Source organism: Pseudoduganella sp. GW821-FHT12E03 (genome assembly GCF_058807115.1).
Map to the genome: position 1 here is coordinate 1 of NZ_JBXAQJ010000004.1, position 25,202 is coordinate 25,202.

Below are 25,202 nucleotides of genomic sequence, written 5' to 3' on the forward strand. Positions count from 1 at the left end.
GCCTACTCTAGAAAGGAGGTGATCCAGCCGCACCTTCCGATACGGCTACCTTGTTACGACTTCACCCCAGTCACGAATCCTACCGTGGTAAGCGCCCTCCTTGCGGTTAAGCTACCTACTTCTGGTAAAACCCGCTCCCATGGTGTGACGGGCGGTGTGTACAAGACCCGGGAACGTATTCACCGCGACATGCTGATCCGCGATTACTAGCGATTCCAACTTCATGTAGTCGAGTTGCAGACTACAATCCGGACTACGATACACTTTCTGGGATTAGCTCCCCCTCGCGGGTTGGCGGCCCTCTGTATGTACCATTGTATGACGTGTGAAGCCCTACCCATAAGGGCCATGAGGACTTGACGTCATCCCCACCTTCCTCCGGTTTGTCACCGGCAGTCTCATTAGAGTGCCCTTTCGTAGCAACTAATGACAAGGGTTGCGCTCGTTGCGGGACTTAACCCAACATCTCACGACACGAGCTGACGACAGCCATGCAGCACCTGTGTAAAGGTTCCCTTTCGGGCACTCCCCAATCTCTCAGGGATTCCTTCCATGTCAAGGGTAGGTAAGGTTTTTCGCGTTGCATCGAATTAATCCACATCATCCACCGCTTGTGCGGGTCCCCGTCAATTCCTTTGAGTTTTAATCTTGCGACCGTACTCCCCAGGCGGTCTACTTCACGCGTTAGCTGCGTTACCAAGTCAATTAAGACCCGACAACTAGTAGACATCGTTTAGGGCGTGGACTACCAGGGTATCTAATCCTGTTTGCTCCCCACGCTTTCGTGCATGAGCGTCAGTTTTGACCCAGGGGGCTGCCTTCGCCATCGGTGTTCCTCCACATCTCTACGCATTTCACTGCTACACGTGGAATTCTACCCCCCTCTGCCAAACTCTAGCCTTGCAGTCACCATCGCCATTCCCAGGTTAAGCCCGGGGATTTCACGACAGTCTTACAAAACCGCCTGCGCACGCTTTACGCCCAGTAATTCCGATTAACGCTTGCACCCTACGTATTACCGCGGCTGCTGGCACGTAGTTAGCCGGTGCTTATTCTTCAGGTACCGTCATTAACCCCCTGTATTAGAAGGAGTCGTTTCTTCCCTGACAAAAGAGCTTTACAACCCGAAGGCCTTCTTCACTCACGCGGCATTGCTGGATCAGGGTTGCCCCCATTGTCCAAAATTCCCCACTGCTGCCTCCCGTAGGAGTCTGGACCGTGTCTCAGTTCCAGTGTGGCTGGTCGTCCTCTCAGACCAGCTACTGATCGTTGCCTTGGTGAGCCTTTACCCCACCAACTAGCTAATCAGATATCGGCCGCTCCATGAGCATGAGGTCTTGCGATCCCCCACTTTCACCCTTGGGTCGTATGCGGTATTAGCGTAACTTTCGCTACGTTATCCCCCACTCCTGGGTACGTTCCGATATATTACTCACCCGTTCGCCACTCGCCGCCAGGTTGCCCCGCGCTGCCGTTCGACTTGCATGTGTAAAGCATGCCGCCAGCGTTCAATCTGAGCCAGGATCAAACTCTTCAGTTCAATCTCTGTTTTTCCAGCATTGCTGCTGGAGGTCACTCACTCAAAATACTGACGAAATCTCTTTCGAGACTTACGTTTAATATATTTGTGCGAGTGTTAGTTCAATAATTTGAGCTTCAGTACCTAAAAGGCACCGGGCTTATCTCATCTAACACCCACACTTATCGACTGTAATTTTTTAAAGAAGGCTGCTATCTTTTCGATTTCGACGAAGCGTTTTGTTCGTCAGCAGCAGAGAAGCGAGATTATGCAGTGTTTCGTTTGAATCGTCAACACCCTCTTTTTTCTCTTCCTTCGCTGCGAGCAGTGCTCAGCAGCGCGGGGACAGAACTATAGCCGAAGCCAAGATGATCTGGCAAGAGTAAAATATCCCTTTTGCCGTTAATGTTTTTATCATGACCATCCTGCTTACCACCCTCAATGCCCGCTATACCCACGCCTCGCTGGGATTGCGCTACCTGCTGGCCAACATGGGGGAATGGCAAGAGCAGACAAAAATCCAGGAATTCGTCATTGGCGCCAAGACCACGGAAATCGTCGAGCGCATCCTGCAGCACAATCCAAAGATCGTCGGATTCGGTATCTATATATGGAATGTCGAAGAAACCAATAAAGTCGTCGGCATGCTCAAGCGCGTGGCGCCCCATGTGACGGTGGTATTGGGTGGGCCGGAAGTGTCGTACGAGACCAATGAACAGGAGATCGTCAAACAGGCCGATTACGTGATCACGGGCTGGGGCGACGTCACCTTCCCGAAACTGTGCGGCGAAATCCTCAATGGCCCAAAGCCGATCATGAAAGTGCACGCGGGCCATCAACCGCCGCTGGCCGACATCCAGCTGCCCTACTCGCTATATTCGGACGACGACATCAAGAACCGCACGCTCTATGTGGAAGCCTCGCGCGGCTGCCCGTTCAAGTGCGAATTCTGTCTGTCGGCGCTGGACAAGACCGCATGGCCATTCAATATCGACGCCTTCCTGGCGGAGATGGAATCGCTGCACCAGCGGGGCGCGCGCCTGTTCAAGTTCGTCGACCGCACGTTCAACCTGAATATCAAGACCAGCCTGAAGATCATGCAATTCTTCCTCGACAAGCTGGAAGCCAATCCGGACGATCCCGTCTACGCGCACTTCGAACTGGTGCCCGACCACCTGCCCGATGCGTTGAAAGAAGGCATCAGCAAATTCCCGCCCGGCGCGCTGCAGTTCGAAATCGGCATCCAAAGCTTCAATCCCGACGTGCAAACGCTGGTCAGCCGCAAGCAGGACAACCAGAAAGCGGTCGACAACATCCGCTGGCTGTGCGACCACTCCACGGCCCACATGCACGTGGACTTGATTGCGGGCTTGCCCGGTGAAACCGTGGAAAGCTTCGCGGCCGGCTTTAATAAACTGTGGGCGCTGGGACCGCATGAAATCCAGTTCGGCATCCTGAAACGCTTGCGCGGCACACCGATCATCCGCCATACGGAACCGTTCAATCTGGTGTTCGATCCGCATCCGCCCTACACCATCCTGGCGAATAAGCACATCGACTTCCCGACCATGCAGCGGCTGGTGCGCTTCGCCCGCTACTGGGACCTGGTGGCCAACTCCGGGCGCTTTACAAATACCTTGCCGGTGTTGCTGGCGGATGCGCCGTTTGAACACTTCATGGCGTTTGCCGACTGGCTGTATGCCAACACCGATGCCACCCACCGCATTGCGCTGGACCGCCTGGCCGCCATGGTGCAAAAGTGGCTGGTGCAGCGGGGCATGGAGGCGCAAGAGGCGGCGGCGCTGGTGGGCAGCGATGTCAGCACCGGTAAAAAACATGGTCACGAGGCCCCCAAGGCTGTGGCGCCACAAAGGCAAGTGCGCCACCTTGCGGCCTGAAACGCAACTCCGTAGGGCGGTTTCGCGCCAGCGAAGCCGCCATGCGTGCGTTGCGACATCGTCAAACGCAACCGGGCCGCATGCATGGCGGCTTCCGCCAGGCGTGCGTCATGTTGGCAATGACGTCCCGGGGCTGCCAGCATGGCGGCTTTGCTGCGCAAAACCGCCCTACGGAGCCAACGTACGGAGTGCCGGTATGACGTGGCCCGGCAGTCTGTTCGGGGCCTAACACAGCCATAACCGCACGCAATTGCTCCAAAGTAGCGTCAGGGCACAAAGTCCCTTACACTTGAGCTTATGCCCAGCCCTCCCGCGCCCTCTCTCAACGTCAGTCCCGAGGTGGTTACTGCCAGCGGGACGTGGCAGGTACACGCACTGGCAAACCGCCACACGGTCAAGGCCGTGCAAGCGTCGCTCCAGCAATTGCAGGGCAAAAAAGTGCACTGGGACCTGTCTGGCATCCAGGCGCTCGACCACATCGGCGCGCAGATGCTGTGGAATGCGTGGAATAAACAACGCCCCGCCGACCTGAAACTGGCCGACGGCCACGACGAATTCTTCAAGCGGCTGGAAGACGCCAGCAAGCTCGAATTACCGCGCCAGCGCACCCACCGGCTGACCTCCGTCATGAAGCTGGGCTTTGCCGTGATGGGCTTCTTTGAGCACCTGCGGGGCTTCGTAAAACTGATTGGCCAGGTCACGCAAGACATCTTCCGTTTTGCCCGCAATCCCATGCGCGGGCCATGGCGCGAAATTTCCGCCAATGTTTATCATGCCGGCTTTGAAGCGCTGGGCATCACGGCGCTGGTGGGCTTTTTGATCGGCGTGGTGTTGTCGTTCCTGTCTGCCCAACAATTACGCACCTTTGGCGGCGACATTTACCTCGTCAACCTGCTGGGCATGAGCATCATCCGCGAACTGGGGCCGCTGCTGGCCGCCATCCTCGTGGCCGGCCGCTCCGGTTCCGCCATCACGGCGCAACTGGGCGTCATGCGCGTGACGGAGGAACTCGACGCCATGCTGGTGATGGGTATTTCACACGGTTTCCGCCTGATCCTGCCCAAAGTCATCGCGCTGGCCATCTCCCTGCCGTTACTGGTGATCTGGACCGACGCCATGGCGCTGATTGGCGGCATGGTTTCAGCCAAGATCGAACTGAATTTATCGTCGCGCTACTTCATCCAGAAATTGCCGGATGCCGTACCGCTGGCCAATTACCTGATCGGCCTCGGTAAAGGCGTGGTGTTCGGCACGCTGATCGCGCTGGTCTCGTGCCACTTCGGCTTGCGCATCAAGCCCAATACGGAAAGCCTGGGCCACGGCACCACCACGTCCGTGGTGACCGCCATTACCGTCGTGATCCTGGCCGACGCGGTGTTTGCCATCGTATTCAATGGGGTGGGCTATTGATGGACAAGATGGACGACGATCACAAACCCTCGGAAGACCAGCGCGCCTGCCCCGATGGCAATGGCGAACTGACCCTCGATGGCAGCGTGCCGGTGGTGCAGATCACCAACCTGCAAACGCGCTTCGGCCGCACCGTCGTGCACCAGGATGTGAACCTCGATATCGAGCAGGGTGAAATCATGTCCATCGTCGGCGGTTCCGGCACCGGCAAGACCGTGCTGCTGCGCCAGATGCTGGGCCTGGAACGTCCCTCGCGCGGGTGCGTCCGCATCTTTGGGGAAGACATCAGCGAAGCCAATGCCGAACACTTGCAACAATTGCGCAACCACTGGGGCATGCTGTTCCAGCAGGGCGCGCTGTATTCGGCGCTGACGGTGTTCGACAATATCGCGCAACCGATGCGCGAATTGCGCACCCTGCCCGCCGACGTGGTGCGCGACGCCGTGCTGCTGAAAATGAACATGGTGGGACTGGGACCGGAACATGTGAACAAGATGCCCGCGGACCTGTCCGGCGGCATGATCAAGCGCGTGGCGCTGGCGCGCGCCCTGGCGCTGGAACCGCAATTGCTGTTCCTCGATGAACCGACTGCCGGTCTCGACCCCGATTTATCGGAAAGTTTCGTTGCCCTCATCAAATCGCTGCACCGCGAATTGAACCTGACCGTGGTGATGGTCACGCACGACCTCGACACCTTGTTTGCGCTGTCCACCCGCATTGCCGTGCTGGCGGAAAAGCACGTGATTGCCATCGGCCCCACGCGCGAAGTGATCAAGGTCGACCATCCCTTCATCAAAGAGTTTTTCCTCGGCGACCGCGGCAAGCGTGCGTTGGCAGCGCTCGATGAAAAGCGGCTCGATGAAAAGAACAAGGAGTAAGCATGGAAAACAGATCGCACGCCCTGATGACCGGTTTCTTTACGCTGACCTTGCTGGCGGCGGCCATCCTGCTGGGCATCTGGTTCAACCGCGACCGGGTTGAACGCAACCCGTACCTGATCGCCACCACGCTGTCGATCCCCGGCCTCAATCCGCAGGCAGCCGTGCGTTACCGGGGCCTGGAAGTGGGCAAGGTGGACGACATCGATTTCAACCAGAAGGTGGCGGGCCAGATCCTGATCCACCTGTCGATCGACCCGGAAACGCCGATCACGAAAACCACCTATGCCACGCTGGGCTACCAGGGCGTCACCGGCATCGCCTATGTGCAGCTCGATGATGAAAAAACCGGCTCGCCCCTGCTGGGCACCAGCAAGAAGGAGCCATCCCTGATCCCGCTGCAACCGGGCTTGTTCGACCAGCTGGAAAAACGCGGCAAAGCCATCCTGTCGAAGGCCGAGCAAGTGGCGGACCGCATGAATGACCTGCTCGATGGGCACAACCGGGAAGCCATCGTGCAAGCGTTTACCGATGTCAGCGAAACTGCGCGCGCTTACCGCGAATTGCCGGCAAAGCTGCAGCCGACACTGGACAAGCTGCCATCGCTGGTGCAGCAAGCCAATGGCACGCTGGCTTCCGTCAACCGCCTGACGGACGATGCAAAGAACATCACCACCAGCCTGCAGGGACCGAACGGCGCCATTGCGCGCCTGAACAACACGGTGGACCGGGTCGGCTTGTCGCTGGAAACCGTGGCCGGCGGCGTCGAACTGGAAACGCTGCCCAATATTAATGCACTGACCGATGAAACCCGCTCCTCGATGCGCTCGGTGCGACGCGCCATGAATAACCTGAACGAGCGGCCGCAAAGCATTTTGTTCGGCAATGCGGAAACGCCGCCGGGACCGGGTGAGCCGGGTTTTGCGGCGCCGGACGGCAAACGCTGAGGTGAATGGCATGTTGCCTGCCTGCGCTGATTGCGCTAACCTTGCCGCCCCGGCCGCGAGTGTATCCGCAGGGCGGATCGGGTTTGTCGAGCCGCCATGCCGGCACACCGGTATTGCCCGCGCTGGTGGCTGAGCGGGCATGGCGGCTTCCTGCGGAAACCACCCTACATTATGGGGACGAATCATGAAGACATACGCTGCACTCACCGCACTGCTGATGCTGAGCGCCTGCGCCTCGAAAGCGCCCGCTCCTGCCGTGTATGACTTCGGCCCGCTGCCTGCCATCCAGGCGCCGGCACAGGCGTCGGGTACGCCGGCGCTGGTGGTATCCGACGTCAGCGGCCCCGCTTCGCTCGACAGCAACCGCATGGTGTATCGGCTGCTGTATGCCGATGCGCAGCAAGCCCGTCCCTATGCGCACAATAACTGGAGCGTGACGCCGCTGCAGCTGATGTCGCAGCGCCTCAAGGGCCGCATCGCGCAGTCTGGCGTCAAGGTGCTGGCCACCACCGATGCGGCAGTCGGCCTGCCGCTGCTGCGCCTCGAAGCGGATGACTTCAGCCAGCATTTCGACAGCGCCACGCACAGCACCGGACAAGTGTCGCTGCGCGCATCGCTGTTCCGCAACCACAAGCTGGTCGATCAGCGCACGTTTACCCGCAGCACGGACGCCCCCAGTGCCGATGCGGCTGGCGGCGCCCGGGCCCTGGCGGCATCGACCGATGCGATTGCCGCCGACATCGTCGCGTGGCTGAACGCGCTGCCGCCGCAGCAACAGCAGCAGTAAGACCGGACCGGCATGAAGGAGCAGCCCGTACTCACGCAACCGACCGTGCGCCAGCGCGCCCCGTCGCCGGTGGCGCGCGCCACCCTGGTTGCGTATGCGGCGCTGATCCTCTACGCCAGCTGGTATCCATTCTCAGGCTGGCATAACCAGGGCCTGTCACCGTTCATCTTCCTGCAGCACACGGAAATGCCGCGCTACTGGACACGGTTTGACGCCATCATCAATATCGTCGGCTATATCCCGCTCGGCACGCTGATCGCGTATGCGCTGTATCCACGGGTGCGGGGCGTGCTGGCCTTCCTCGCCGCGGCGCTGCTGGGCGCCTTTGTCTCTGGCTTGATGGAAGCGGTGCAGACCTACCTGCCCAGCCGTGTTTCTTCCAACCTGGACTTTTATACCAATGCCGGCGGCGCCGCGTTTGGCGCGCTGCTGGGCGTCTTGACGGCCAGCCGCCTGCTCGATGGCAGCCCGCTGTACCGGGTCCGGCAGCGCTGGTTCGTGCAGCACACCAGCCAGGGCCTGGTACTGATGGCGCTGTGGCCGCTGGCGCAGATTTATCCGCAAAGCTTTTTGTTCGGGCACGGACAAATTTTGCCGATCCTGTCGGACTGGATGTCGGAATGGCTCGATATGAGTATCGACCTGGTGGAATTGTTGCGCCCCGGCGTGGAATTAACGGTGGAACAGTACTGGCTGTCGGAAACCATCGTCACGGCCTGCGGCATGGTGGGCGCGGGCCTGACGTTGCTGTGCCTGACCCGGCGCCCGTCGCCCCGGGCCGGGCTGTTGATCACACTGGTCGCCTCCGCCGTTGTCATGAAATCGCTGGCCACGGCGCTCCTGTTTTCACCGGAAAACGCGTTTGTCTGGGTCACCCCCGGTGCGCAGGGCGGCTTCCTGATTGGCGCCATCATGTTGTCCGGACTTGTGTTCGCACCGCATGTGGCGCAGCGGCGGCTGGCCGCCATCACCATTGTGTTGAGTTTATTGATTGTCAACACGACGCCACTGAATCCGTATTTCCTGTCAACTTTGCAAGGCTGGGTACAGGGGAAATTCCTGAATTTCAATGGCGCGGCCCAATTCCTGGCCGTCATGTGGCCGTTCTTCGCGCTGTGGTTCCTGCTGTTGCCGTCCCATAAGCTGAACCGCCAATAAGCACCCGCCCCCGGGGACGGGTATCATAGCGGCCTGGATGACAAGCGAGGCCCCATCATGAGCGACAGCAACAAACCCTATTTCGAGCGTCACGTGTTCTTTTGCATGAACAAACGCGACGACGGCCGCAACAGCTGCGGCGACCATGGCGCGGAAACCGCGCAAAAACACGCGAAAAAGCGCTGCAAGGAACTGGGCATCAATGGCCAGGGCAAAGTCCGCATCAACCAGGCCGGTTGCCTGGACCGCTGCGACGAAGGCCCGGTCATGGTGGTGTACCCGGAAGGCACGTGGTACACCTATGTGGATACCACCGATATCGATGAAATCATCGATTCCCACCTGGTGGGCGGCAAGCCCGTGGAACGACTGAAGATCTGATCCCCGAATCCCTATGCTGAACAAAACCTCTGAACGCTTCACCCTTGCCGGCGGCGCCGGCTTGATGGAAGGGATGATCGACCTGCCGCCTGACGCCGCCGCGCCGCGCGGCATCGCGCTGGTGGCGCACCCGCACCCGCTGTATGGCGGCACCATGGACAACAAGGTCGCCGTCACCCTGATGCGCACCTTTGTCGGCCTCGGTTACGTGGTGGCCCGCATCAATTTCCGCGGTGTCGGCGCCTCCGAAGGCGTGCATGACCACGGCCATGGCGAAACCGATGACATGGGCCTGCTGTACCAGCACATGACGGAAAAATTCCCCGGCTTGCCGGTGACGCTGTCCGGTTTTTCGTTCGGCACCTACGTCCAGTCGCAACTGGCCAGGCGCCTGGCCGACGCCGGCACCCCGGCCCAGCGCCTGGTGCTGGTCGGCGCAGCGGCCGGCAAGTGGCAGATGGCCGATATTCCGGCCGACTCGATCCTGATCCACGGTGAACTCGACGACACCATCCCTTTACAGGCGGTATTGGACTGGGTGCGCCCGCAAGACGTGCCCGTGATCGTGATTCCCGGCGCCGACCATTTCTTCCACCGCAAACTGGGCCACATTAAATCGTGGGTGCAGGCGCTGTGGCGAAATACCCCCGCAAGCGGGCAACTGCGCGACTCCGACGAGGATTGAACCTCTATAATGTCCGCCATTCTTCGATAGACCAACCCGTATTCCGCAACATGAAAAAATACCTCGCAGCGCTGGCTACCAGTGTGCTGTTGATCACTTCCGCCGTCGCCCAGACGATTCCCGCTCCGACCATCGCCGCCAAATCCTGGCTGTTGATGGACATGACGAGCGGCCAGATCATCGCGTCGCAAGACCCGAACGCGCGCATCGAACCGGCATCGCTGACCAAGATCATGACAGCCTACGTGACGTTCCAGGCTCTCCGTGACAAGAAGCTGGACATCAACCAGAAAGTCAACGTCTCCGTCAAAGCCTGGAAAGTCGATGCCAGCAGCTCGAAAATGTTCATCGATCCGGCCACGCCGGTGTCGATCAACGACTTGCTGCACGGCTTGATGGTGCAATCCGGTAATGACGCCGCCGTGGCGCTGGCGGAAGCCGTGGCCGGCGACGAAGGCACGTTCGTGACCTTGATGAACCGCGAAGCACAGCGCATGGGCCTGACCAATACCCGTTTCGCCAACCCGCACGGTTTGCCAAGCCCGGAAAACTATTCGACCGCACAGGATTTGTCGGTACTGGCCAAGTACGTGATCCGGGACTTTCCGGAGTTTTACAAGATCGATTCGGTGAAGAGCTTCACCTACAACAAGATCACACAACCGAACCGCAACCGCCTGCTGTGGCTGGACCCAACCGTCGATGGCATGAAAACCGGCCATACGGAAGCCGCCGGCTATTGCATGATCGCGTCGGCCAAACGCCCGAATGGCGCCAACGGCGACCGCCGCCTGATTTCCGTGGTGCTGGGCACCGCATCGGATGGCGCGCGTACGGCGGAAAGCCAGAAGCTGCTGAACTGGGGTTTCCAGAACTTCGACACGGTCAAGCTATATAGCAAAGGCCAGGTGATCGACAATCCGGAAATCTGGAAAGGTTCGCTGAACAAGGTCAAGGTCGGCTTCACGCAAGACGTGCTGGTGACCGTGCCGAAAGGCGTGGCGCAAAAAATGAAACCGCAGCTGGAACGCAAGGACCCGCTGGTCGCCCCACTGGCGGAAAACACCCGCGTGGGTTCCGTCAAGATGATGGTCGATGGCAAACCGCTGCTGGAATTGCCGGTGGTGACCCTGGAGCCGGTCGGCCAGGCCTCGATCTTTGGCCGCGCGTATGACTCCGTGCGGTTGTGGATGAAATAATTTAGTCACCCATCGAGTGATGCAGCGCTTCCTGTGCCCACTGGAACGCTGCATCACTGGTTTCTCCCAGGGTATCGGGATCGATCCCCACTCCCAGCGCAATTTCCGCCGCGCGCCCCACCTGCCCTTTCTCGACTTGCAGCGCCAGCATCAGGTACGGTCCATACAATCCCTCACTGCGCAACAGCACATCCCGCACTTCGTCCGACAAATGCATCTTGTCCAGGATCGCCGGCATCGGCATGCCCAGCAGGATGTCGAACAGCGACAGCAAGCCCACCAGGAATAATTCATCGCGCCGCGCCTGCGGCAGATACGCCACGGTTTCCAGGAAGCGCGCCCGCTGCAGCGCCACTTCCAGCAGGGCCTCGTCGCGCGCATGGGTGCTGCCGAGGCGGAACATCGAGACCGTCAGCCAGCGGTACAGGTGCGAGCGGCCCAGCACGATGATGGCTTCCTTCAGGCTGGTGATTTTCGCGTGGTGCCCGGTGGTGGGGGCATTGGCCCACTTCAGCACATGGAACGCCAGCCCCGGATCCTGCTTGGCGACGTCGGCCAGTTCACTGACTTCGGCATCCGTGCGCAACAAGTTCAGCAGCTCGATCGACGTCAGGCGGCTTTGATCGATTTTCGCATCCGGGTCGACCTTGTCCGGCGTGGTCAGGAAATAACCCATGCAAAAGTCGCAGCCCCACGCCAGGCACATGCGCTGTTCTTCCCAGCTGTCGACGTTTTCCACCACGATCTGCAGCGCCGGATACGCGGCCCGCAATTGCTTCAGCAGCGCCTGGAATTGCGGCAGCGAACAATCGGACAAGTTCAAAAATACCGCATCGGCCTGCTCCAGCAGCGGCGTCTCCTCCGACGCCAGGCTGGCGCCCGCCAGCGCCGTGCGGCAACCATCCTTTTTCAGCGACGCCAGCCGGGCCGCCAGCTCCTTCGGTCCAAACGCAGGATGACGGCGCTCGATGACGAGCATGGTGTTCGGGGTCGCCACCTGGCCATGGTGGCGGCCATCGATGCCTTCCACTGTCACCGGCAACACGGCCAGGCGGCGCGTACTGAACTCCTTCAGGTCAATCGCCTCGAGCGCTTCAAAAAACGCATATTCAGTCGGCTTCGGACGCTTGCCGCCCGGCCGGAACGTGAAGCGGTAGCCGCACAGCCGGTGTTTTTTATCGACGATTTCTTCGCGGCACAGCATGGCGTCCGCGTCGGCAAAGGTCAGCGAAGTGTCGTCAGGCTGCCCGGCGGACGGGGCGGTGGCTGGCGCCACTGTGGGCACGGGAGCGCGCGCCTGGGGCGCCGACCCCGCGTCTGGCTCTTCCGGCTTGCGGTTCAAGAACGATAACAACCCCACGGCCAACCCTCCCCGCTGCGCTGCCTCCTGATGGAAGCCGGTTTAAAAATGATACAGGGGAATGCCGTCCGGAAAATGCCCGGTGCTGAAAAAACCGGCAATGCGGCGACTGCTGCAACACTCTGCCACCCACCGTATAATCGGCGGGCTGTAGCGCTACCATAATGACATTCACACAGAAGATACGGAAGACACATGACCACCGCCCACCGCACCAGCTTATCCAGCCCCGCCCTCACCACCTATGCGGGAGGCCTGCAACTGTCGCGCATCGTCGCGGGCATGTGGCGGATGACGGAATGGGGCATGGCGCCGGCGCAGCGGCTGGCATTCATTGAACAGTGCATGGCGCTGGGCGTGACCAGTTTCGACCACGCCGACATCTACGGCGACTATGGCGTGGAAGCGCTGTTTGGCGCAGCGCTGGCGTTGAAACCATCGCTGCGCGACAGCATGCAAATCATCAGCAAATGCGGCATCAAGCTGTTGTCCGGCAAGCACCCGGACCACACGATCCAGCACTACGACACCAGCGCGGCCCACATCACCGCCTCGGTCGAAACGTCCTTGCGTGCGCTGCACACGGACCACCTGGATTTGCTGCTGATCCACCGTCCCGATCCGCTGATGGATTTCGACGAGATCGCCGGCGCCTTTACGCGCCTGCGCGAACAGGGCAAGGTCAAGCACTTCGGCGTGTCGAACTTCAGCCGCCACCAGTTCGAAGCGCTGAACCGCCGCATCGCACTGGCCACCAACCAGGTGGAATTCTCGCCGCTGCACCTGGCGCCGCTGTTCGATGAAACCTTTGACGGTTTGCAGGATCAGGGCGTGGCGCCGATGATCTGGTCGCCACTGGGCGGTGGCCGCCTGTTCTCGGGCGGGGATGCCGCCGGCGAGCGCCTGCGCGCCGTGGTCCAGCGCGTGGCGGACGATGTGCAGCGCCCGTTTGCCTCGGTGGTATTTGCGTGGATTATGCAGTTGCCATGCCGCCCGGCGCCGTTGACCGGTTCCGGCCGCATCGCCGCGATTGCGGAAGCCGTGGAAGCCACCGCATTCACGTTGAGCAGTGCGCAGTGGTTTGAAATCCTGCGCGCGGCGCGCGGGCACGAAGTGGCGTAACTGATTTACAAATCTTCGTTGCCGTACACGATGGGGGGCGCAATGCCCTGCCATCCCGATTTCCACGCCATGTTCAGCGCCAGCGTGCCAATCACGTACACCACGAAGAACAGGGCAAAGAACGACGTGGTCAGCCAGGCGAACAATCCCAGGCAGGCCGCCAGCAACACCAGCGCGGCCTTGCTTTTCTTTTGCTTGGAGCTGGGGAAGCGGATGGTTGACACCATCAGGAAACCCACCACCAGCAACAGCAGCACGATCAGGTAGCCATGCAGCGCCGTGGTGGCCGGTTCCGGCCACGCCACCACCGCCGACGCCACGCACGCCGCGCCGGCGGTAATCGGCATGCCGACAAAGTATTTCGGATCGGTGCGCCCCACCATCACATTGAAGCGGGCCAGCCGCAGCGCACCGCACGTGACAAAGATAAAGCTGGCGATGCCACCGATGCGCAGCAATTGCGCGTGATCCTGTCCCAGCAACACAAAACCGTAGCAATACAGCAGCACGGCGGGCGCGCAGCCGAAATTCATGACGTCGGCAATCGAATCGAGTTGCACGCCAAATTCCGAACTGGTGCCGGTGGCGCGGGCGACAAAGCCGTCCAGCGCATCGAACACGCCGGCCAGCACCAGCAAGACGGCCGCCATCTGGTAATCGCGGGCGTTGCCGATATACGCGTTGTCGACGGAAATGACAATGCTGCCGAAGCCGCATGCAATCGACAGCAAGGTGACAAAGCTGGGCAAGGCGAACTTGGCGCGTTGCAAACGCTGCTTGGGTAGAGTCATCAGTAACTTATGGCTAAGGTTGCTAAGGTGATTATTCCGCCTATTTTACCGTGCTGGATAAACCCGTCTTGACTTGTAACAAATGTAAGCTGCGTCGTCCTTCAAGAGCGGTGGCATAAAATCAAAACAAGGAGATTGCCATGGACGCCCCACGCCAACGCACACCATTGCTGCTGGCTGCCCTGCTGGCGGCCATACTGACCGCCTGCGGTGGTGGCGGTGGCGGCAGCGATACCGCCACGCCAGCCACACCCGTCATCCCGGTGGTCCCGCCACAACCGGGCGCCCCCACGCAAACCGGCAATGCCGCCACCGATGGTTTTAACTGGTTCAATTACCGCCGCCAGCAAGCCGGCCTGTCGATCCTGTCGCGCAGCGCGCTGATCGACGCGGCCGCGCAAGGGCATTCGGATTACCAGCGGCTCAACAACACCATCACGCACGAACAAACTGCCGGCAAGCCCGGTTATACCGGCGTCACCCTGCAACAGCGGCTGACCGCGGCCGGCTACCGGCTGTCGGGGGCGAATATCTATGGCGAAGTGATTTCCGCCGCCAGCCAAGCGTCCGGCTTTTATCACGCGGAAGAATTGATTGCCGCGATTTACCACCGTTTCGTGATTTTCGAACCCGTATTCCGCGAGATGGGCACCGGCGCCGCCACCAGCAGCAATTACACGTATTTCACGGCCGACTTCGCCGCCAGCGGCGGTTTCGGACCCGGCGTCGGGCGCGGCAATGTGGCGCACTACCCGGCCACCAGCCAGACCATGGTGGATCCCAGTTTTTCCAGCGACAGCGAAGCCCCGGACCCGGTGCCGGACCGCAATGAAGTCGGCTACCCGATCAGCGTGCAAGGCGACGTGACCTCCACCGTCACGGTGCAAACCTTCACCGTGCGCCCCCGTGGCGGCGCCGACTTGCCGGTGCGCCTGCTGTCAAACGCGACGGACAGCCACACGCCCAAATCCGCCGCCGCCATCATCCCGCTGGCGGTATTGAAGTCCAATACTGTCCATGACGTCAGCTTCACCGGCACGGTGGACGGCATGACCGTCAGCCGCCATTGGTCTTTTACAACAAGATAATTACCGTTGCGATACACCAACGGGCGGCGGGAATGCTATGGTGTTGTCTCAGACATTTCTACGCGAGATGGTCATGACTTCATACGCCGATCCCGGCGAACCGCCCGCCGTGCAGCATATCCTCGATATCGAAGAAGGCCTGGACCGCCTGATGGGCGACCAGCAGCTGTACATGCAATTGCTGCGCCGCTTCCGGCAGGATTACCAGCACGTGGCCGGCCAGGTGCGGCAAGCGCTGGCGCAGGGCGATACCGACGGCGCCCAGCGCCGCATCCACAGCCTGAAAGGCGCGGCCGGCATGATCGGCGCGCAGGAATTACACCAGTTGGCCGTGGTGGCGGAACACGGTTTCCTGTCGGCGGGACTGGAATTGCCGGCCGCGCTGGACTTGGTGGACGCGGCGCTGGCAGGTTTGCTGCGCGTGCTGGACGTCTACCTGCAGGATACGGTCGACGGCCCCGGATTGGTCAGCAACGCGCGCGAACCGGCCTCGCCGGAAACCCGCACCTTGCTGGCGCGGCTGGCGATGCTGCTGGACGAGGGAAATGGCGATGCAATCGAGTTGCTGGAACAGTCCGCCACGGTGCTGGCGTCCTGCCTCGGCGTGGCGAAATTCCAGGAAGTGGCGTCCGCCGCGCACCAGTTCGATTTTGAGGGGGCGCTGGCGGCGCTGCAGCCGGCGCTGGCCGGCTGACCAGGCCCATCGGGTTACTTGGTAAATTCGTCTTCTTCGTCGAAGGCGTCGTGGCAATCCTTGCCGCAAAAACGCTTCACACTGTCCACAGGCTTGTCGCAATACCAGCAAAAACCTTTCGGTGGCAGCGATTGCCGAGTGTCCACCCGGTGCGCCATCGGCGGCGGCAACGCGCTTGCATCGTCGGACGGATTATTCTGTAGCGGCTCCACGGATTTCCCCTTTTCCAGACACAGATTCTGCATGGCAAATGTCGGCATTGCCTGAACCCATAATAGCAGGATTGCCGCGCGGCTACAGGGCGTCTTGTGTGTGCTGCCTCACACTTCCACACAAATTTTGTGGTCTACAGAGGGAGAAAAAATCTTTAAATTGAAATGAAAAAAATGATAGTACAGATAGCGAAATTACATCCTTGAACGTCGCATCAGGCAACGTGGCGACGCGGATCTGATACGGTCGCATAATCCCCATCCTGAGTCTGTTCCCTCTGCGGCACTTACACGAGAATCGCTGCATAGACCAAGGATCGGAGCGTATATGTGGGGCTTCACCGCGCTCGAACTGGCGCGTATCCAGTTCGCTTTCACGATTTCATTTCACATCATTTTCCCCGCCATCACGATCGGCCTGGCCAGTTACCTCGTGGTGCTGGAAGCGTGCTGGCTGCGCACCGGCCGCACGCTGTACCGCGACCTGTACCACTTCTGGTCGAAGATCTTTGCCGTGAATTTCGGCATGGGCGTGGTGTCCGGCCTCGTCATGGCGTACCAGTTCGGCACCAACTGGAGTTTCTTTTCCGATTTCGCCGGCTCCGTCACGGGGCCGCTGCTGGCATATGAAGTGCTGACGGCGTTTTTCCTGGAAGCGGGCTTCCTCGGCGTGATGCTGTTTGGCTGGCACCGCGTCGGCCCCGCGCTGCATTTCCTGTCCACCGCGATGGTGGCGCTGGGCACCCTGGTGTCCGCCACCTGGATCCTGGCGTCCAACAGCTGGATGCAAACGCCGCAAGGCTACGCCATTGTCGATGGCCGCGTGGTGCCGACCGACTGGCTGGCCATCATCTTCAACCCGTCCTTTCCCTACCGGCTGGTGCACATGAGCGTCGCGGCCTTTCTCGCCACGGCGCTGCTGGTGGGCGCGTCCGCCGCATGGCATTTGCTGCGCGGGACGGACAACCAGGCGATCCGCAAGATGTTCACCATGGCGCTGTGGATGGTGGCCATCGTCGCGCCGCTGCAGGCGGTGATCGGCGACTTCCATGGTTTGAATACACTGCGGCACCAGCCAGCCAAGATCGCCGCGATGGAAGGCCACTGGCGGCATGGCGCCCCCGGTGAGGGTGTGCCGCTGATTGTGTTTGGCTGGCCGGACATGGAACGCGAAGAGACCCGCTACAAGATCGCAATCCCCCGCCTGGGCAGCCTGATCCTGACCCACAGCCTCGATGGCCAGGTCCCCGCCCTGACCGACTTCGCCCCGCGCGACCGGCCCAATGCCACCATCGTGTTCTGGTCGTTCCGCATCATGGTGGGGCTGGGGATGCTGATGATACTGCTGGGTATTACCGGCCTGTGGCTGCAGCGGCGCGGCAGCGTATGGACCAGCAAGGCCTTCCTGCGCTTTGCGGTCTGCATGGGACCGGCCGGCATCATTGCCATCCTGGCGGGCTGGTTCACCACGGAAGTGGGCCGCCAGCCGTGGGTGGTGTACGGCGTGATGCGCACCGCCGACGCGGTCTCGCGCCATGGCGTGGCGGAACTGGCCACCACCTTGGGCATCTTCATCGTCGTGTACTGCGCCGTGTTCGGCACCGGCATTGCCTACCTGCTGCGGCTGATCCGCAAGGGGCCTGTCATCGATGAAGGCGCCGCACCGGAAACCGGTGGTCCCGGACACCAGCGCACCCCGGCGCGGCCGCTGTCGGCCGCCCGCAAATCCGACCGCGACGATGCGGCCGACGTACCGGCAGCGGAGGGCAACTGACATGGGTATCGATCTTTCCATTATCTGGGCCGTCATCATCCTGTTCGGCATCATGATGTACATCGTCATGGATGGCTTCGACCTCGGTATCGGCATTTTGTATCCGTGCTTCCCCGACAAACAGGAGCGCGACGTCATCATGAACACCGTGGCGCCGGTATGGGATGGCAATGAAACCTGGCTGGTGCTGGGTGGCGCGGGCTTGCTGGCCGCCTTCCCGCTGGCGTACTCCGTGATCCTCAGCGCGCTGTACCTGCCGCTGATGTTCATGCTGGTGGGGCTGGTGTTCCGGGGTGTGGCCTTTGAATTCCGCTTCAAGGCGCTGGACCATGAACGGCATTTCTGGGACAAGGCGTTTATCGGCGGGTCGGTGGCCGCGACGTTTTTCCAGGGCGTGGCACTGGGCGCGTATATCCAGGGTTTTCAGGTCGCAAGCCGCGCCGCGATTGGCATGCGGCAGGTTTATGTTCAGAGTCCCTCGACCGGCGGTCTCACCGCTGCCGGCGCCCCGGCGGGTCACATCCAGGGCGTCGCCATCGATGGCCTCACCTTTGCGGGCGGGCCGCTGGACTGGATTTCCCCCTTTTCCCTGTTCTGCGGCCTCGGCTTGCTGGCCGCCTATGCGCTGCTGGGCAGCACGTGGCTGATCATGAAAACCGAAGGCGCGCTGCAGGCGCACGCTTACCGCATCACGCGCAAGCTGGTGTGGGCGCTGCTGGCCGCAATCGCCGTCATCAGCCTGTGGACGCCGCTGATCGATGACCGCATTGCCGCCCGCTGGTTCACCTTTCCCAACCTGCTGTGGTTTGCCCCGGTCCCGCTGCTGGTGGCGGCCTGCGCATGGCGGCTGTTGCGGGCGCTGGCCAGCCGCAAGAACCGGCAACCGTTCCTGTACACCCTTGGGCTGATTTTCCTCGGCTATACGGGCCTGGGCATCAGCGTGTGGCCCCACATCGTGCCGCCGGGGATCTCGATCTGGCAAGCCGCCGCACCGCCGCAAAGCCAGGGCTTTGCCCTGGTCGGAGCGCTGCTGATCATTCCGGTCATCCTGACTTATACCGTGTGGTCGTATTACGTGTTCCGGGGCAAGGTGCGGCTTGGGGAGGGGTATCACTGATGCGTATGCAACGGCGAACCTTGTGGCTGAAACGGCTGGGATGGATGGTGTTGATCTGGTGCGCCAGTGTGGCGGCACTGGGGCTGGCGGCGCTCATTATGCGGTGGGTGATGAATGCCGCGGGATTGAACCGCTGATCAAAATGCGGCTCACAGAATGAGGCGTATTGCATGTGAATACGCCTCACGCCTTACTTGCCAATACAGAACCGGCTAAAAATCACCCCCAGCAAATCATCCGGCGTGAATTCCCCGGTAATGCTGGACAGCTGGTTTTGCGCCAGCCGCAATTCTTCGGCGAACAAATCCAGCGACTGATCCGACACGGCCGCATGTTCGCCCGCCAGCGCCAGGTGTTTGGCGGCCGACTTCAGCGCGATCAAGTGCCGCTCGCGCGCCAGGTACAGCGATTCGCCGGTCTGCTGCCAGCCCGCGATGCGCAGCAATTCCCCGCGCAGCAAATCGATGCCTTCGTGTTCGTGCGCCGACAGGTAAATGTGGGTGGCGTCTTCCGCCGCGTCGACACCGGGCTTGTGGCCGGACAGGTCGATCTTGTTCCAGACCCGCACCACCGGCACGCCTTCCGGGAAGTTGGCGACAATCGCTTCGTCCTGCCGCATCGGTCCCTGGTCCGCGTCGAGGAGGTGCAGGATGACGTCGGCCTTTTCCACCTCGCCCCAGGTGCGCTCGATGCCGATCCGTTCCACCAGGTCGGTCGCCTCGTCATGGTGGCGGATACCGGCCGTGTCGATGATGTTCAGCGGGATGCCTTCGATCTGGATCGTCTCGGACACCTTGTCGCGCGTGGTGCCGGCGATCGGCGTCACGATGGCGACATCGGCGCCGGCCAGGGCGTTAAGCAGCGATGACTTGCCAACGTTCGGCTGTCCCACCAGCACGACATTCAGTCCCTCGCGCAGCAGCGCGCCTTGCGCCGCCTGGCGGAACACTGTGTCGAGCGCTTCCACGATGCCGGTCAACTGGCCGCGCGCGTTGGATTTTTCCAGGAAGTCGATTTCCTCTTCCGGGAAGTCCAGGGTCGCTTCCACCAGCATGCGCAAGTTCGTTACGCGCTCCACCAGCGCGTGGATGGTTTTCGAGAACGCGCCCGACAGCGATTGCGATGCGGATTTCGCCGCGGCTTCGGTCGACGCGTCAATCAAGTCCGCCACCGCCTCGGCCTGCGCCAGGTCAAGCTTGTCGTTCAGGTAAGCGCGGCGCGTGAATTCGCCCGGTTCGGCCAGCCGCAGGCCGGACTCGCTCCCCGCCTCCAGTACACGCTGCAACAGCATTTGCAGCACGATCGGGCCGCCGTGGCCTTGCAGTTCCAGCACGTCTTCGCCGGTATAGGAATGGGGCGCCTTGAAGTAAATCGCGATGCCCTGGTCAATGACGGCGCCGTCGGCCTGCTTGAACGGGATATACGTGGCATGGCGCGGTTTTAATGCGGTGTCGCCAAACAGGGCTTGCGCCAGCGGCTGCAAATTCTTGCCCGAGGCGCGCACCACGCCGATGCCACCGCGGCCGGGGGCGGTGGCGATGGCGGCGATGGGGGAAGTGTCGAGTTTCATGGTGGATCGATTCTAATGAAAAAAGCCCGTGGAGACACGGGCCTTTGGTGCAGCTTGTGGTGTTCACGCACGGCGGGTTTGTAAAACCCGCCCTACGGATTCAGCGGCGCTGATTTATTTCGCGTCAGGCGCGAACTTCTTGGTGATCACGTATTGCTGGCCGATGGACAGCACGTTGTTGACCACCCAGTACAGCACCAGGCCGGACGGGAAGAAGAAGAACATCACCGAGAACGCCAGCGGCATGAACAGCATCATCTTCGCTTGCACCGGATCGGCTGGCTGCGGGTTCAGCTTGAAGGTCACGTACATCGAGATCGCGTACAGCACCGGCAGCACGAAGAACGGGTCAGGCTGGGTCAGGTCGGTAATCCAGCCCACCCATGGCGCGCCGCGCATTTCCACCGACGCGTTCAGCACCCAGTACAGCGCCAGGAAGATCGGCATCTGGATCAGGATCGGCAGGCAGCCGCCGAACGGATTGATTTTCTCGGTTTTGTACAGCTCCATCATGGCCTGGTTCAGCTTTTGCGGATCGTTCTTGAAGCGGTCGCGCAGCGCGGTCATCTTCGGCGTCACGACTTTCATGCGCGCCATGCTGCGGTAGCCGGCGGCCGACAGCGGGAACAGGGCCAGCTTGATCAGGATGGTGAAGGCGATGATGGTCCAGCCCCAGTTGGCCAGTACGTTGTGGATCTGGTTCAGCAGCCATTGCATCGGCTTGGCGATCATGGTCAGGGTGCCGTAGTCTTTCACCAGATCCAGGCCAACGGCGGTTTTTTCCAGTGCTTTTTCATCCTGCGGGCCGGAGTACAACTTGGCCGTGTTCGACAAGGTGGCGCCAGGGGCGACCGTGCCCAGTTGCTCGCGCACGCCGATGCCATACAGGTTGGTGTCGAGTTTTTCCGTGAAGATTTCACGCTGCTGCTTATCCTGCGGCACAAAGGCCGACACGAAGAAGTGCTGCGAAATCGCGATCCAGCCATTGTCGGCATTGGTCGCGTGATCCTGCGCCATTTTCGTGGACGGGTTTTTCACATGCGCTTCAGCAGCTTTTTCGATTTTCTCGAAGGTCAGCTTTTCGTACTTCTTGTCCGCCGTGTACAGGGTCGGGCCGGTGTAGCTGGAATTGAACCAGGTATCGCCTTCCGGTTTGTTGCCATCGTGGACCAAACGCATGTACAGCTGCGGCGTCAGTGGCGCGGCGGTCAGGTTGGTGATGTCGTGGCGTACGTCGATCGCGTACTCGCCGCGCTTGAAGGTGAAGGTCTTCACCAGTTTCACGCCGCCCTGCTCCGCTTCCAGCACCAGTTGCACCTGGTTGCCGTCGCCCAGCACGCGGGCGCCCGGTTTGGCGGTGAAGCCGCTGGTGTGGTTCGGCAGGCCGGCAGCGCCAACCAGGCCGGTTTGCGCCAGGAATTTGCGGGTACCGTCCTGCTGGAACAGCAGCTGGTTTTTCTTGGTGTCGATCTTGTCGTGATGCTTCAACAGCTCCAGGCGCGTGACCACGCCACCCAGGGTGTCGATATCGACCTTCACCACGTCGGTGGTGATGGTGATGGTTTCACGCTTGAATGGCGCGGCGTCCGTTGCGCCAGGCGTGGCGACAGCGACCGCGCTGGCGGCAAGCGCCGCGGCGGCAGGCAGGTCCGACTTCTTGGCGGCGGCCGTCGCCGACACAGGCGCCGGCGGTGCGAACATGGAAGGACGGCCGGTCGAGATCATCCAGTTGTTCCAGAGCAGGAACAGCGAGGCGCCGAACACGATCCACAGTATGGTACGTTTATTGAGTTCCATTACGACACTTATCAGGAGTGGTTGCAACCGCAAGCGGTCGAAGAATGCTTGGCCGGGACGGGATCAACCCCGCCCGCGTTCCAGGGGTGGCAGCGGCACACACGGCACACTGCCAACCAGCCGCCACGCGCAGCGCCGTGAACACGGAGCGCTTCAATCGCATAGTTGGAACAGCTGGGATAGAAACGGCAGCGCGGCCCCAGCATGGGGCTGATGGCTACCTGGTAAAAGCGCAGCAGCAAAGTCAGCAGCTTGCTCATTCAGCGGGACCCACTTTCGCAGGACTCACTTGAGCAGGACTCACTTTGGCTGGACTCGCGTCAGCGGGACTCGCTTTAGCGGGCCCCGCAGGTGGCCTGGCCTTCTTTTGGGAGGCAAACAGGCGTGTGAGTTCCTGGCGCAGTTCCACCTTGAGTTGGGTGGTCGTGGCCGGCTGGGCTTTGCTGTTGACAGGGCGCGACAAGCGCACCACGCAGTCGATAGGAGGCAGAGCGGTCACGCGGAACAGTTCGCGGGTGACACGTTTGATGGTATTGCGCGTAACGGCGCGCGGCGCAAATCGTTTCGCCACCACCACCCCCAGCCGCGCGTGCGCAAGCTGGTTGGGGCGGGTGTAGATCACGAAATGCGCGCTTTTTTGCGCAGGGCGCAAACGAAAAACGGATGAAAATTCATCCGTTTTTATGATGCGCCGAGCGCGTGCGAAGTCGTGTGAACCTTCGCCTGTCGAGCCGTTCGTCTGAAGGCTGTCCACGCGATCAGCTAACAAGCGGATGGCTTATACCACTGCCAGACGCTTGCGGCCCTTGGCGCGACGCGCGTTCAGAACCTGACGGCCACCACGGGTAGCCATACGTGCACGGAAGCCGTGGGTACGCTTGCGGCGCACTACGGAAGGTTGGTAAGTACGTTTCATGTTGGTCTCGCTGAAAAAGCAAAAAAATACAAAACCGGGGTCAGTACCCCGTCTTTAATATGGTGCCAATGACACTTCGCGCACCTATGCCATCCGGCACAGCTGGGTCCATCTCATCGCCCGCTACTGTAAATCCACGCTTATCCATATATGTTCATGTGAATAAACACGGCATACGGGCGGGGAACCCTGAATTATCAATAGTTTGGGAGTCCTTGTCAACCATCAAGGCGATTCGGCAAGAAGATGCATCCTGCGCCACAGTGCATTTTCAGCCATAAAACGCCCACAGAGTATACCCTCCAAACACAAAAAAAATCCCCGCGCGCCTGTGGATAACCTTGTGCATAGGGAGTAGAATAGCGCGTTACGCTTGGCGATCGGACCGCCTTGCCGCACCCTTACAGATAGAAGATTCAATGGAAAATTTCTGGCAGACCTGTTCCGCGCAACTGGAACTGGAACTGACCCCGCAACAATTCAATGCGTGGATAAAACCGCTGGTCCCTCTCGATTTCGACGAGGGAAAGCTGCGCATTGCCGCGCCTAATCGCTTCAAGCTGGACTGGGTGAAATCCCAGTTCGCCAGCCGCATCACCGCGCTGGCTTGCCAGTACTGGGAAGCGCCGACTGAAGTGCAGTTCGTGCTCGACCCGCGCCTGTCCGCCAATAAAAAACCGCCAGTGGCAACTGCCGCTGCCCCCGCCGCGTCCGATGCGCAGGGGACGGTTGGCGCGCCAAGCGCACCGGCGATTACCGGCATCTCGAACGCGGTCCAGGAAAACCTGGCCAATTCGCCGCGCCGTGAACAAAGCCGCATCAACACCGACCTGACGTTCGACAGTTTCGTGACCGGTAAGGCCAACCAGCTGGCGCGCGCCGCCGCGATCCAGGTCGCGAACAACCCGGGCGTGTCGTATAACCCGCTGTTCTTCTACGGCGGCGTGGGCCTCGGTAAAACCCACTTGATCCATGCGATCGGCAACCAAGTGATGGCGGACCAGCCGAACGCGCGTATCCGCTACATCCACGCGGAACAGTACGTGCGCGACGTGGTGACGGCGTACCAGCGCAAGGGTTTCGACGACTTCAAGCATTACTACCACTCGCTGGACATGCTGCTGATCGATGATATTCAATTCTTCGGTGGCAAAAGCCGCACGCAGGAAGAATTCTTCTATGCGTTTGAAGCGCTGATCGCGGCGAAAAAACAAATCATCATCACGTCGGACACCTATCCGAAAGAGATCACGGGCATGGACGACCGCCTGATCTCGCGTTTCGATTCGGGCCTGACGGTGGCGATCGAACCGCCGGAACTGGAAATGCGCGTGGCGATTCTGCTGAAAAAAGCGAAATCGGAAGGCGTGACCCTGAACGACGACGTGGCCTTCTTCGTGGCCAAGCACCTGCGTTCGAACGTGCGTGAACTGGAAGGCGCGCTGCGCAAGATCCTGGCCTACTCGCGCTTCCACGGCAAAGACATTTCCATCGACATCGTCAAGGAAGCGCTGAAGGATTTGCTGTCGGTGCAAAACCGCCAGATTTCCGTGGAAAACATCCAGAAGACGGTGGCGGACTTCTTCAACATCAAGGTCGCCGACATGTATTCGAAGCGCCGCCCCGCCAACATTGCGCGCCCACGCCAGATCGCGATGTACCTGGCCAAGGAACTGACGCAAAAGAGTTTGCCGGAAATCGGCGAATTGTTCGGCGGCCGCGATCACACGACCGTGCTGCACGCCGTGCGCAAGATCGCCCAGGACCGCACCAAGAACCCGGAATGCAATCACGAGCTGCACGTGCTGGAGCAGACGCTGAAGGGGTGATGGGGTGCGGGCATGGCGGCTTCGCCTTCGGCGAAACCGCCCTACGGAATACATGGCCTGGAATCCGTAG

Annotated in this window: 23 protein-coding genes, 1 rRNA gene and 1 pseudogene; 16 read left to right on the top strand and 9 right to left on the bottom strand. The window is 60.7% G+C overall.

Annotated features, from left to right (window positions below):
- Positions 1-11: 11 nt before the first annotated feature.
- Positions 12-1,540, bottom strand: a 16S ribosomal RNA gene (locus AC1RRC_RS11055).
- Positions 1,541-1,935: 395 nt separating this feature from the next.
- On the opposite strand from AC1RRC_RS11055, the gene AC1RRC_RS11060 reads away from it, so the two are divergent.
- From AC1RRC_RS11060 to AC1RRC_RS11100, 9 genes are all read left to right on the top strand, one after another.
- Complete coding sequence (locus tag AC1RRC_RS11060; RefSeq protein ID WP_493055521.1) at positions 1,936-3,417, top strand: B12-binding domain-containing radical SAM protein; 1,482 nt, start codon at positions 1,936-1,938, stop codon at positions 3,415-3,417.
- Positions 3,418-3,714: 297 nt separating this feature from the next.
- Positions 3,715-4,827 (top strand): MlaE family ABC transporter permease, encoded by a 1,113-nt coding sequence (locus AC1RRC_RS11065; RefSeq protein ID WP_493055522.1) that lies wholly within the window; start codon positions 3,715-3,717, stop codon positions 4,825-4,827.
- Between the two features lie 8 nt (positions 4,828-4,835).
- Positions 4,836-5,705: an ABC transporter ATP-binding protein gene (locus AC1RRC_RS11070; protein ID WP_493055523.1), complete on the top strand. Its 870-nt coding sequence runs from the start codon at positions 4,836-4,838 to the stop codon at positions 5,703-5,705.
- Positions 5,706-5,707: 2 nt separating this feature from the next.
- On the top strand, positions 5,708-6,652 hold the full coding sequence (locus AC1RRC_RS11075) for an MlaD family protein (RefSeq protein ID WP_493055524.1): 945 nt from the start codon (positions 5,708-5,710) through the stop codon (positions 6,650-6,652).
- A gap of 184 nt (positions 6,653-6,836) precedes the next feature.
- Complete coding sequence (locus AC1RRC_RS11080) at positions 6,837-7,439, top strand: ABC-type transport auxiliary lipoprotein family protein (RefSeq protein ID WP_493055525.1); 603 nt, start codon at positions 6,837-6,839, stop codon at positions 7,437-7,439.
- 12 nt (positions 7,440-7,451) lie between these two features.
- Positions 7,452-8,597, top strand: a complete 1,146-nt coding sequence (locus AC1RRC_RS11085; RefSeq protein WP_493055526.1) for a VanZ family protein — start codon at positions 7,452-7,454, stop codon at positions 8,595-8,597.
- 57 nt (positions 8,598-8,654) lie between these two features.
- On the top strand, positions 8,655-8,978 hold the full coding sequence (locus AC1RRC_RS11090) for a (2Fe-2S) ferredoxin domain-containing protein (protein ID WP_493055527.1): 324 nt from the start codon (positions 8,655-8,657) through the stop codon (positions 8,976-8,978).
- Positions 8,979-8,994: 16 nt separating this feature from the next.
- Positions 8,995-9,663, top strand: coding sequence for an alpha/beta hydrolase (locus AC1RRC_RS11095; protein ID WP_493055988.1), 669 nt, complete (start codon positions 8,995-8,997; stop codon positions 9,661-9,663).
- A 50-nt stretch (positions 9,664-9,713) separates the two neighbouring features.
- Positions 9,714-10,862 (top strand): D-alanyl-D-alanine carboxypeptidase family protein, encoded by a 1,149-nt coding sequence (locus AC1RRC_RS11100; RefSeq protein WP_493055528.1) that lies wholly within the window; start codon positions 9,714-9,716, stop codon positions 10,860-10,862.
- A gap of 1 nt (position 10,863) precedes the next feature.
- Here AC1RRC_RS11100 and AC1RRC_RS11105 read toward each other — a convergent pair whose 3' ends face one another.
- Positions 10,864-12,222: an EAL and HDOD domain-containing protein gene (locus AC1RRC_RS11105; protein ID WP_493055529.1), complete on the bottom strand. Its 1,359-nt coding sequence runs from the start codon at positions 12,220-12,222 to the stop codon at positions 10,864-10,866.
- 195 nt (positions 12,223-12,417) lie between these two features.
- Between AC1RRC_RS11105 and AC1RRC_RS11110 the strand changes: the two genes are divergently transcribed.
- Entirely contained in the window at positions 12,418-13,344 is a 927-nt protein-coding gene (locus AC1RRC_RS11110; RefSeq protein WP_493055530.1) for an aldo/keto reductase, read from the top strand.
- A gap of 5 nt (positions 13,345-13,349) precedes the next feature.
- On the opposite strand, the gene pssA is transcribed toward AC1RRC_RS11110, so the two are convergent.
- Positions 13,350-14,135 (bottom strand): CDP-diacylglycerol--serine O-phosphatidyltransferase, encoded by a 786-nt coding sequence (pssA, locus tag AC1RRC_RS11115; RefSeq protein ID WP_493055531.1) that lies wholly within the window; start codon positions 14,133-14,135, stop codon positions 13,350-13,352.
- Positions 14,136-14,275: 140 nt separating this feature from the next.
- Here pssA and AC1RRC_RS11120 point away from each other — a divergent pair, with 140 nt between their 5' ends.
- Together AC1RRC_RS11120 and AC1RRC_RS11125 are read left to right on the top strand one after the other, a co-directional pair.
- On the top strand, positions 14,276-15,223 hold the full coding sequence (locus tag AC1RRC_RS11120; RefSeq protein WP_493055532.1) for a CAP domain-containing protein: 948 nt from the start codon (positions 14,276-14,278) through the stop codon (positions 15,221-15,223).
- 73 nt (positions 15,224-15,296) lie between these two features.
- Positions 15,297-15,917: an Hpt domain-containing protein gene (locus tag AC1RRC_RS11125; protein WP_493055533.1), complete on the top strand. Its 621-nt coding sequence runs from the start codon at positions 15,297-15,299 to the stop codon at positions 15,915-15,917.
- Between the two features lie 14 nt (positions 15,918-15,931).
- Here the strand turns inward: AC1RRC_RS11125 and AC1RRC_RS11130 are convergent, their stop codons facing one another.
- On the bottom strand, positions 15,932-16,162 hold the full coding sequence (locus AC1RRC_RS11130; protein WP_493055534.1) for a hypothetical protein: 231 nt from the start codon (positions 16,160-16,162) through the stop codon (positions 15,932-15,934).
- A gap of 295 nt (positions 16,163-16,457) precedes the next feature.
- On the opposite strand from AC1RRC_RS11130, the gene AC1RRC_RS11135 reads away from it, so the two are divergent.
- The 3 genes from AC1RRC_RS11135 to AC1RRC_RS11145 are packed head-to-tail and all read left to right on the top strand — an operon-like array spanning position 16,458 to position 19,157.
- A complete protein-coding gene (locus AC1RRC_RS11135; protein WP_493055535.1) occupies positions 16,458-17,903 on the top strand; it encodes a cytochrome ubiquinol oxidase subunit I in 1,446 nt (481 codons plus the stop codon).
- A gap of 1 nt (position 17,904) precedes the next feature.
- The gene (locus tag AC1RRC_RS11140) at positions 17,905-19,020 is read left to right on the top strand and encodes a cytochrome d ubiquinol oxidase subunit II (RefSeq protein ID WP_493055536.1); all 1,116 of its coding nucleotides are present in this window, start codon (positions 17,905-17,907) and stop codon (positions 19,018-19,020) included.
- Positions 19,021-19,025: 5 nt separating this feature from the next.
- Positions 19,026-19,157 carry a DUF2474 domain-containing protein gene (locus tag AC1RRC_RS11145; RefSeq protein ID WP_493055989.1) on the top strand — a complete coding sequence of 44 codons (132 nt, stop codon included), beginning with the start codon at positions 19,026-19,028 and terminating at the stop codon, positions 19,155-19,157.
- A gap of 53 nt (positions 19,158-19,210) precedes the next feature.
- On the opposite strand, the gene mnmE is transcribed toward AC1RRC_RS11145, so the two are convergent.
- The 5 genes and pseudogenes from mnmE to rpmH all read right to left on the bottom strand — a co-directional run bounded on the left by mnmE (position 19,211) and on the right by rpmH (position 23,303).
- The gene (mnmE, locus tag AC1RRC_RS11150) at positions 19,211-20,590 is read right to left on the bottom strand and encodes a tRNA uridine-5-carboxymethylaminomethyl(34) synthesis GTPase MnmE (RefSeq protein ID WP_493055537.1); all 1,380 of its coding nucleotides are present in this window, start codon (positions 20,588-20,590) and stop codon (positions 19,211-19,213) included.
- Positions 20,591-20,704: 114 nt separating this feature from the next.
- Positions 20,705-22,387 carry a membrane protein insertase YidC gene (gene yidC, locus AC1RRC_RS11155; RefSeq protein ID WP_493055538.1) on the bottom strand — a complete coding sequence of 561 codons (1,683 nt, stop codon included), beginning with the start codon at positions 22,385-22,387 and terminating at the stop codon, positions 20,705-20,707.
- Between the two features lie 11 nt (positions 22,388-22,398).
- On the bottom strand, positions 22,399-22,647 hold the full coding sequence (yidD, locus tag AC1RRC_RS11160) for a membrane protein insertion efficiency factor YidD (protein ID WP_493055539.1): 249 nt from the start codon (positions 22,645-22,647) through the stop codon (positions 22,399-22,401).
- Between the two features lie 164 nt (positions 22,648-22,811).
- A pseudogene (gene rnpA / locus AC1RRC_RS11165) lies at positions 22,812-23,141 on the bottom strand (ribonuclease P protein component); the annotation flags it as partial.
- A 24-nt stretch (positions 23,142-23,165) separates the two neighbouring features.
- Entirely contained in the window at positions 23,166-23,303 is a 138-nt protein-coding gene (gene rpmH / locus AC1RRC_RS11170; protein WP_078035393.1) for a 50S ribosomal protein L34, read from the bottom strand.
- Positions 23,304-23,722: 419 nt separating this feature from the next.
- On the opposite strand from rpmH, the gene dnaA reads away from it, so the two are divergent.
- On the top strand, positions 23,723-25,132 hold the full coding sequence (gene dnaA / locus AC1RRC_RS11175; RefSeq protein ID WP_493055540.1) for a chromosomal replication initiator protein DnaA: 1,410 nt from the start codon (positions 23,723-23,725) through the stop codon (positions 25,130-25,132).
- Positions 25,133-25,202 lie beyond the last annotated feature (70 nt).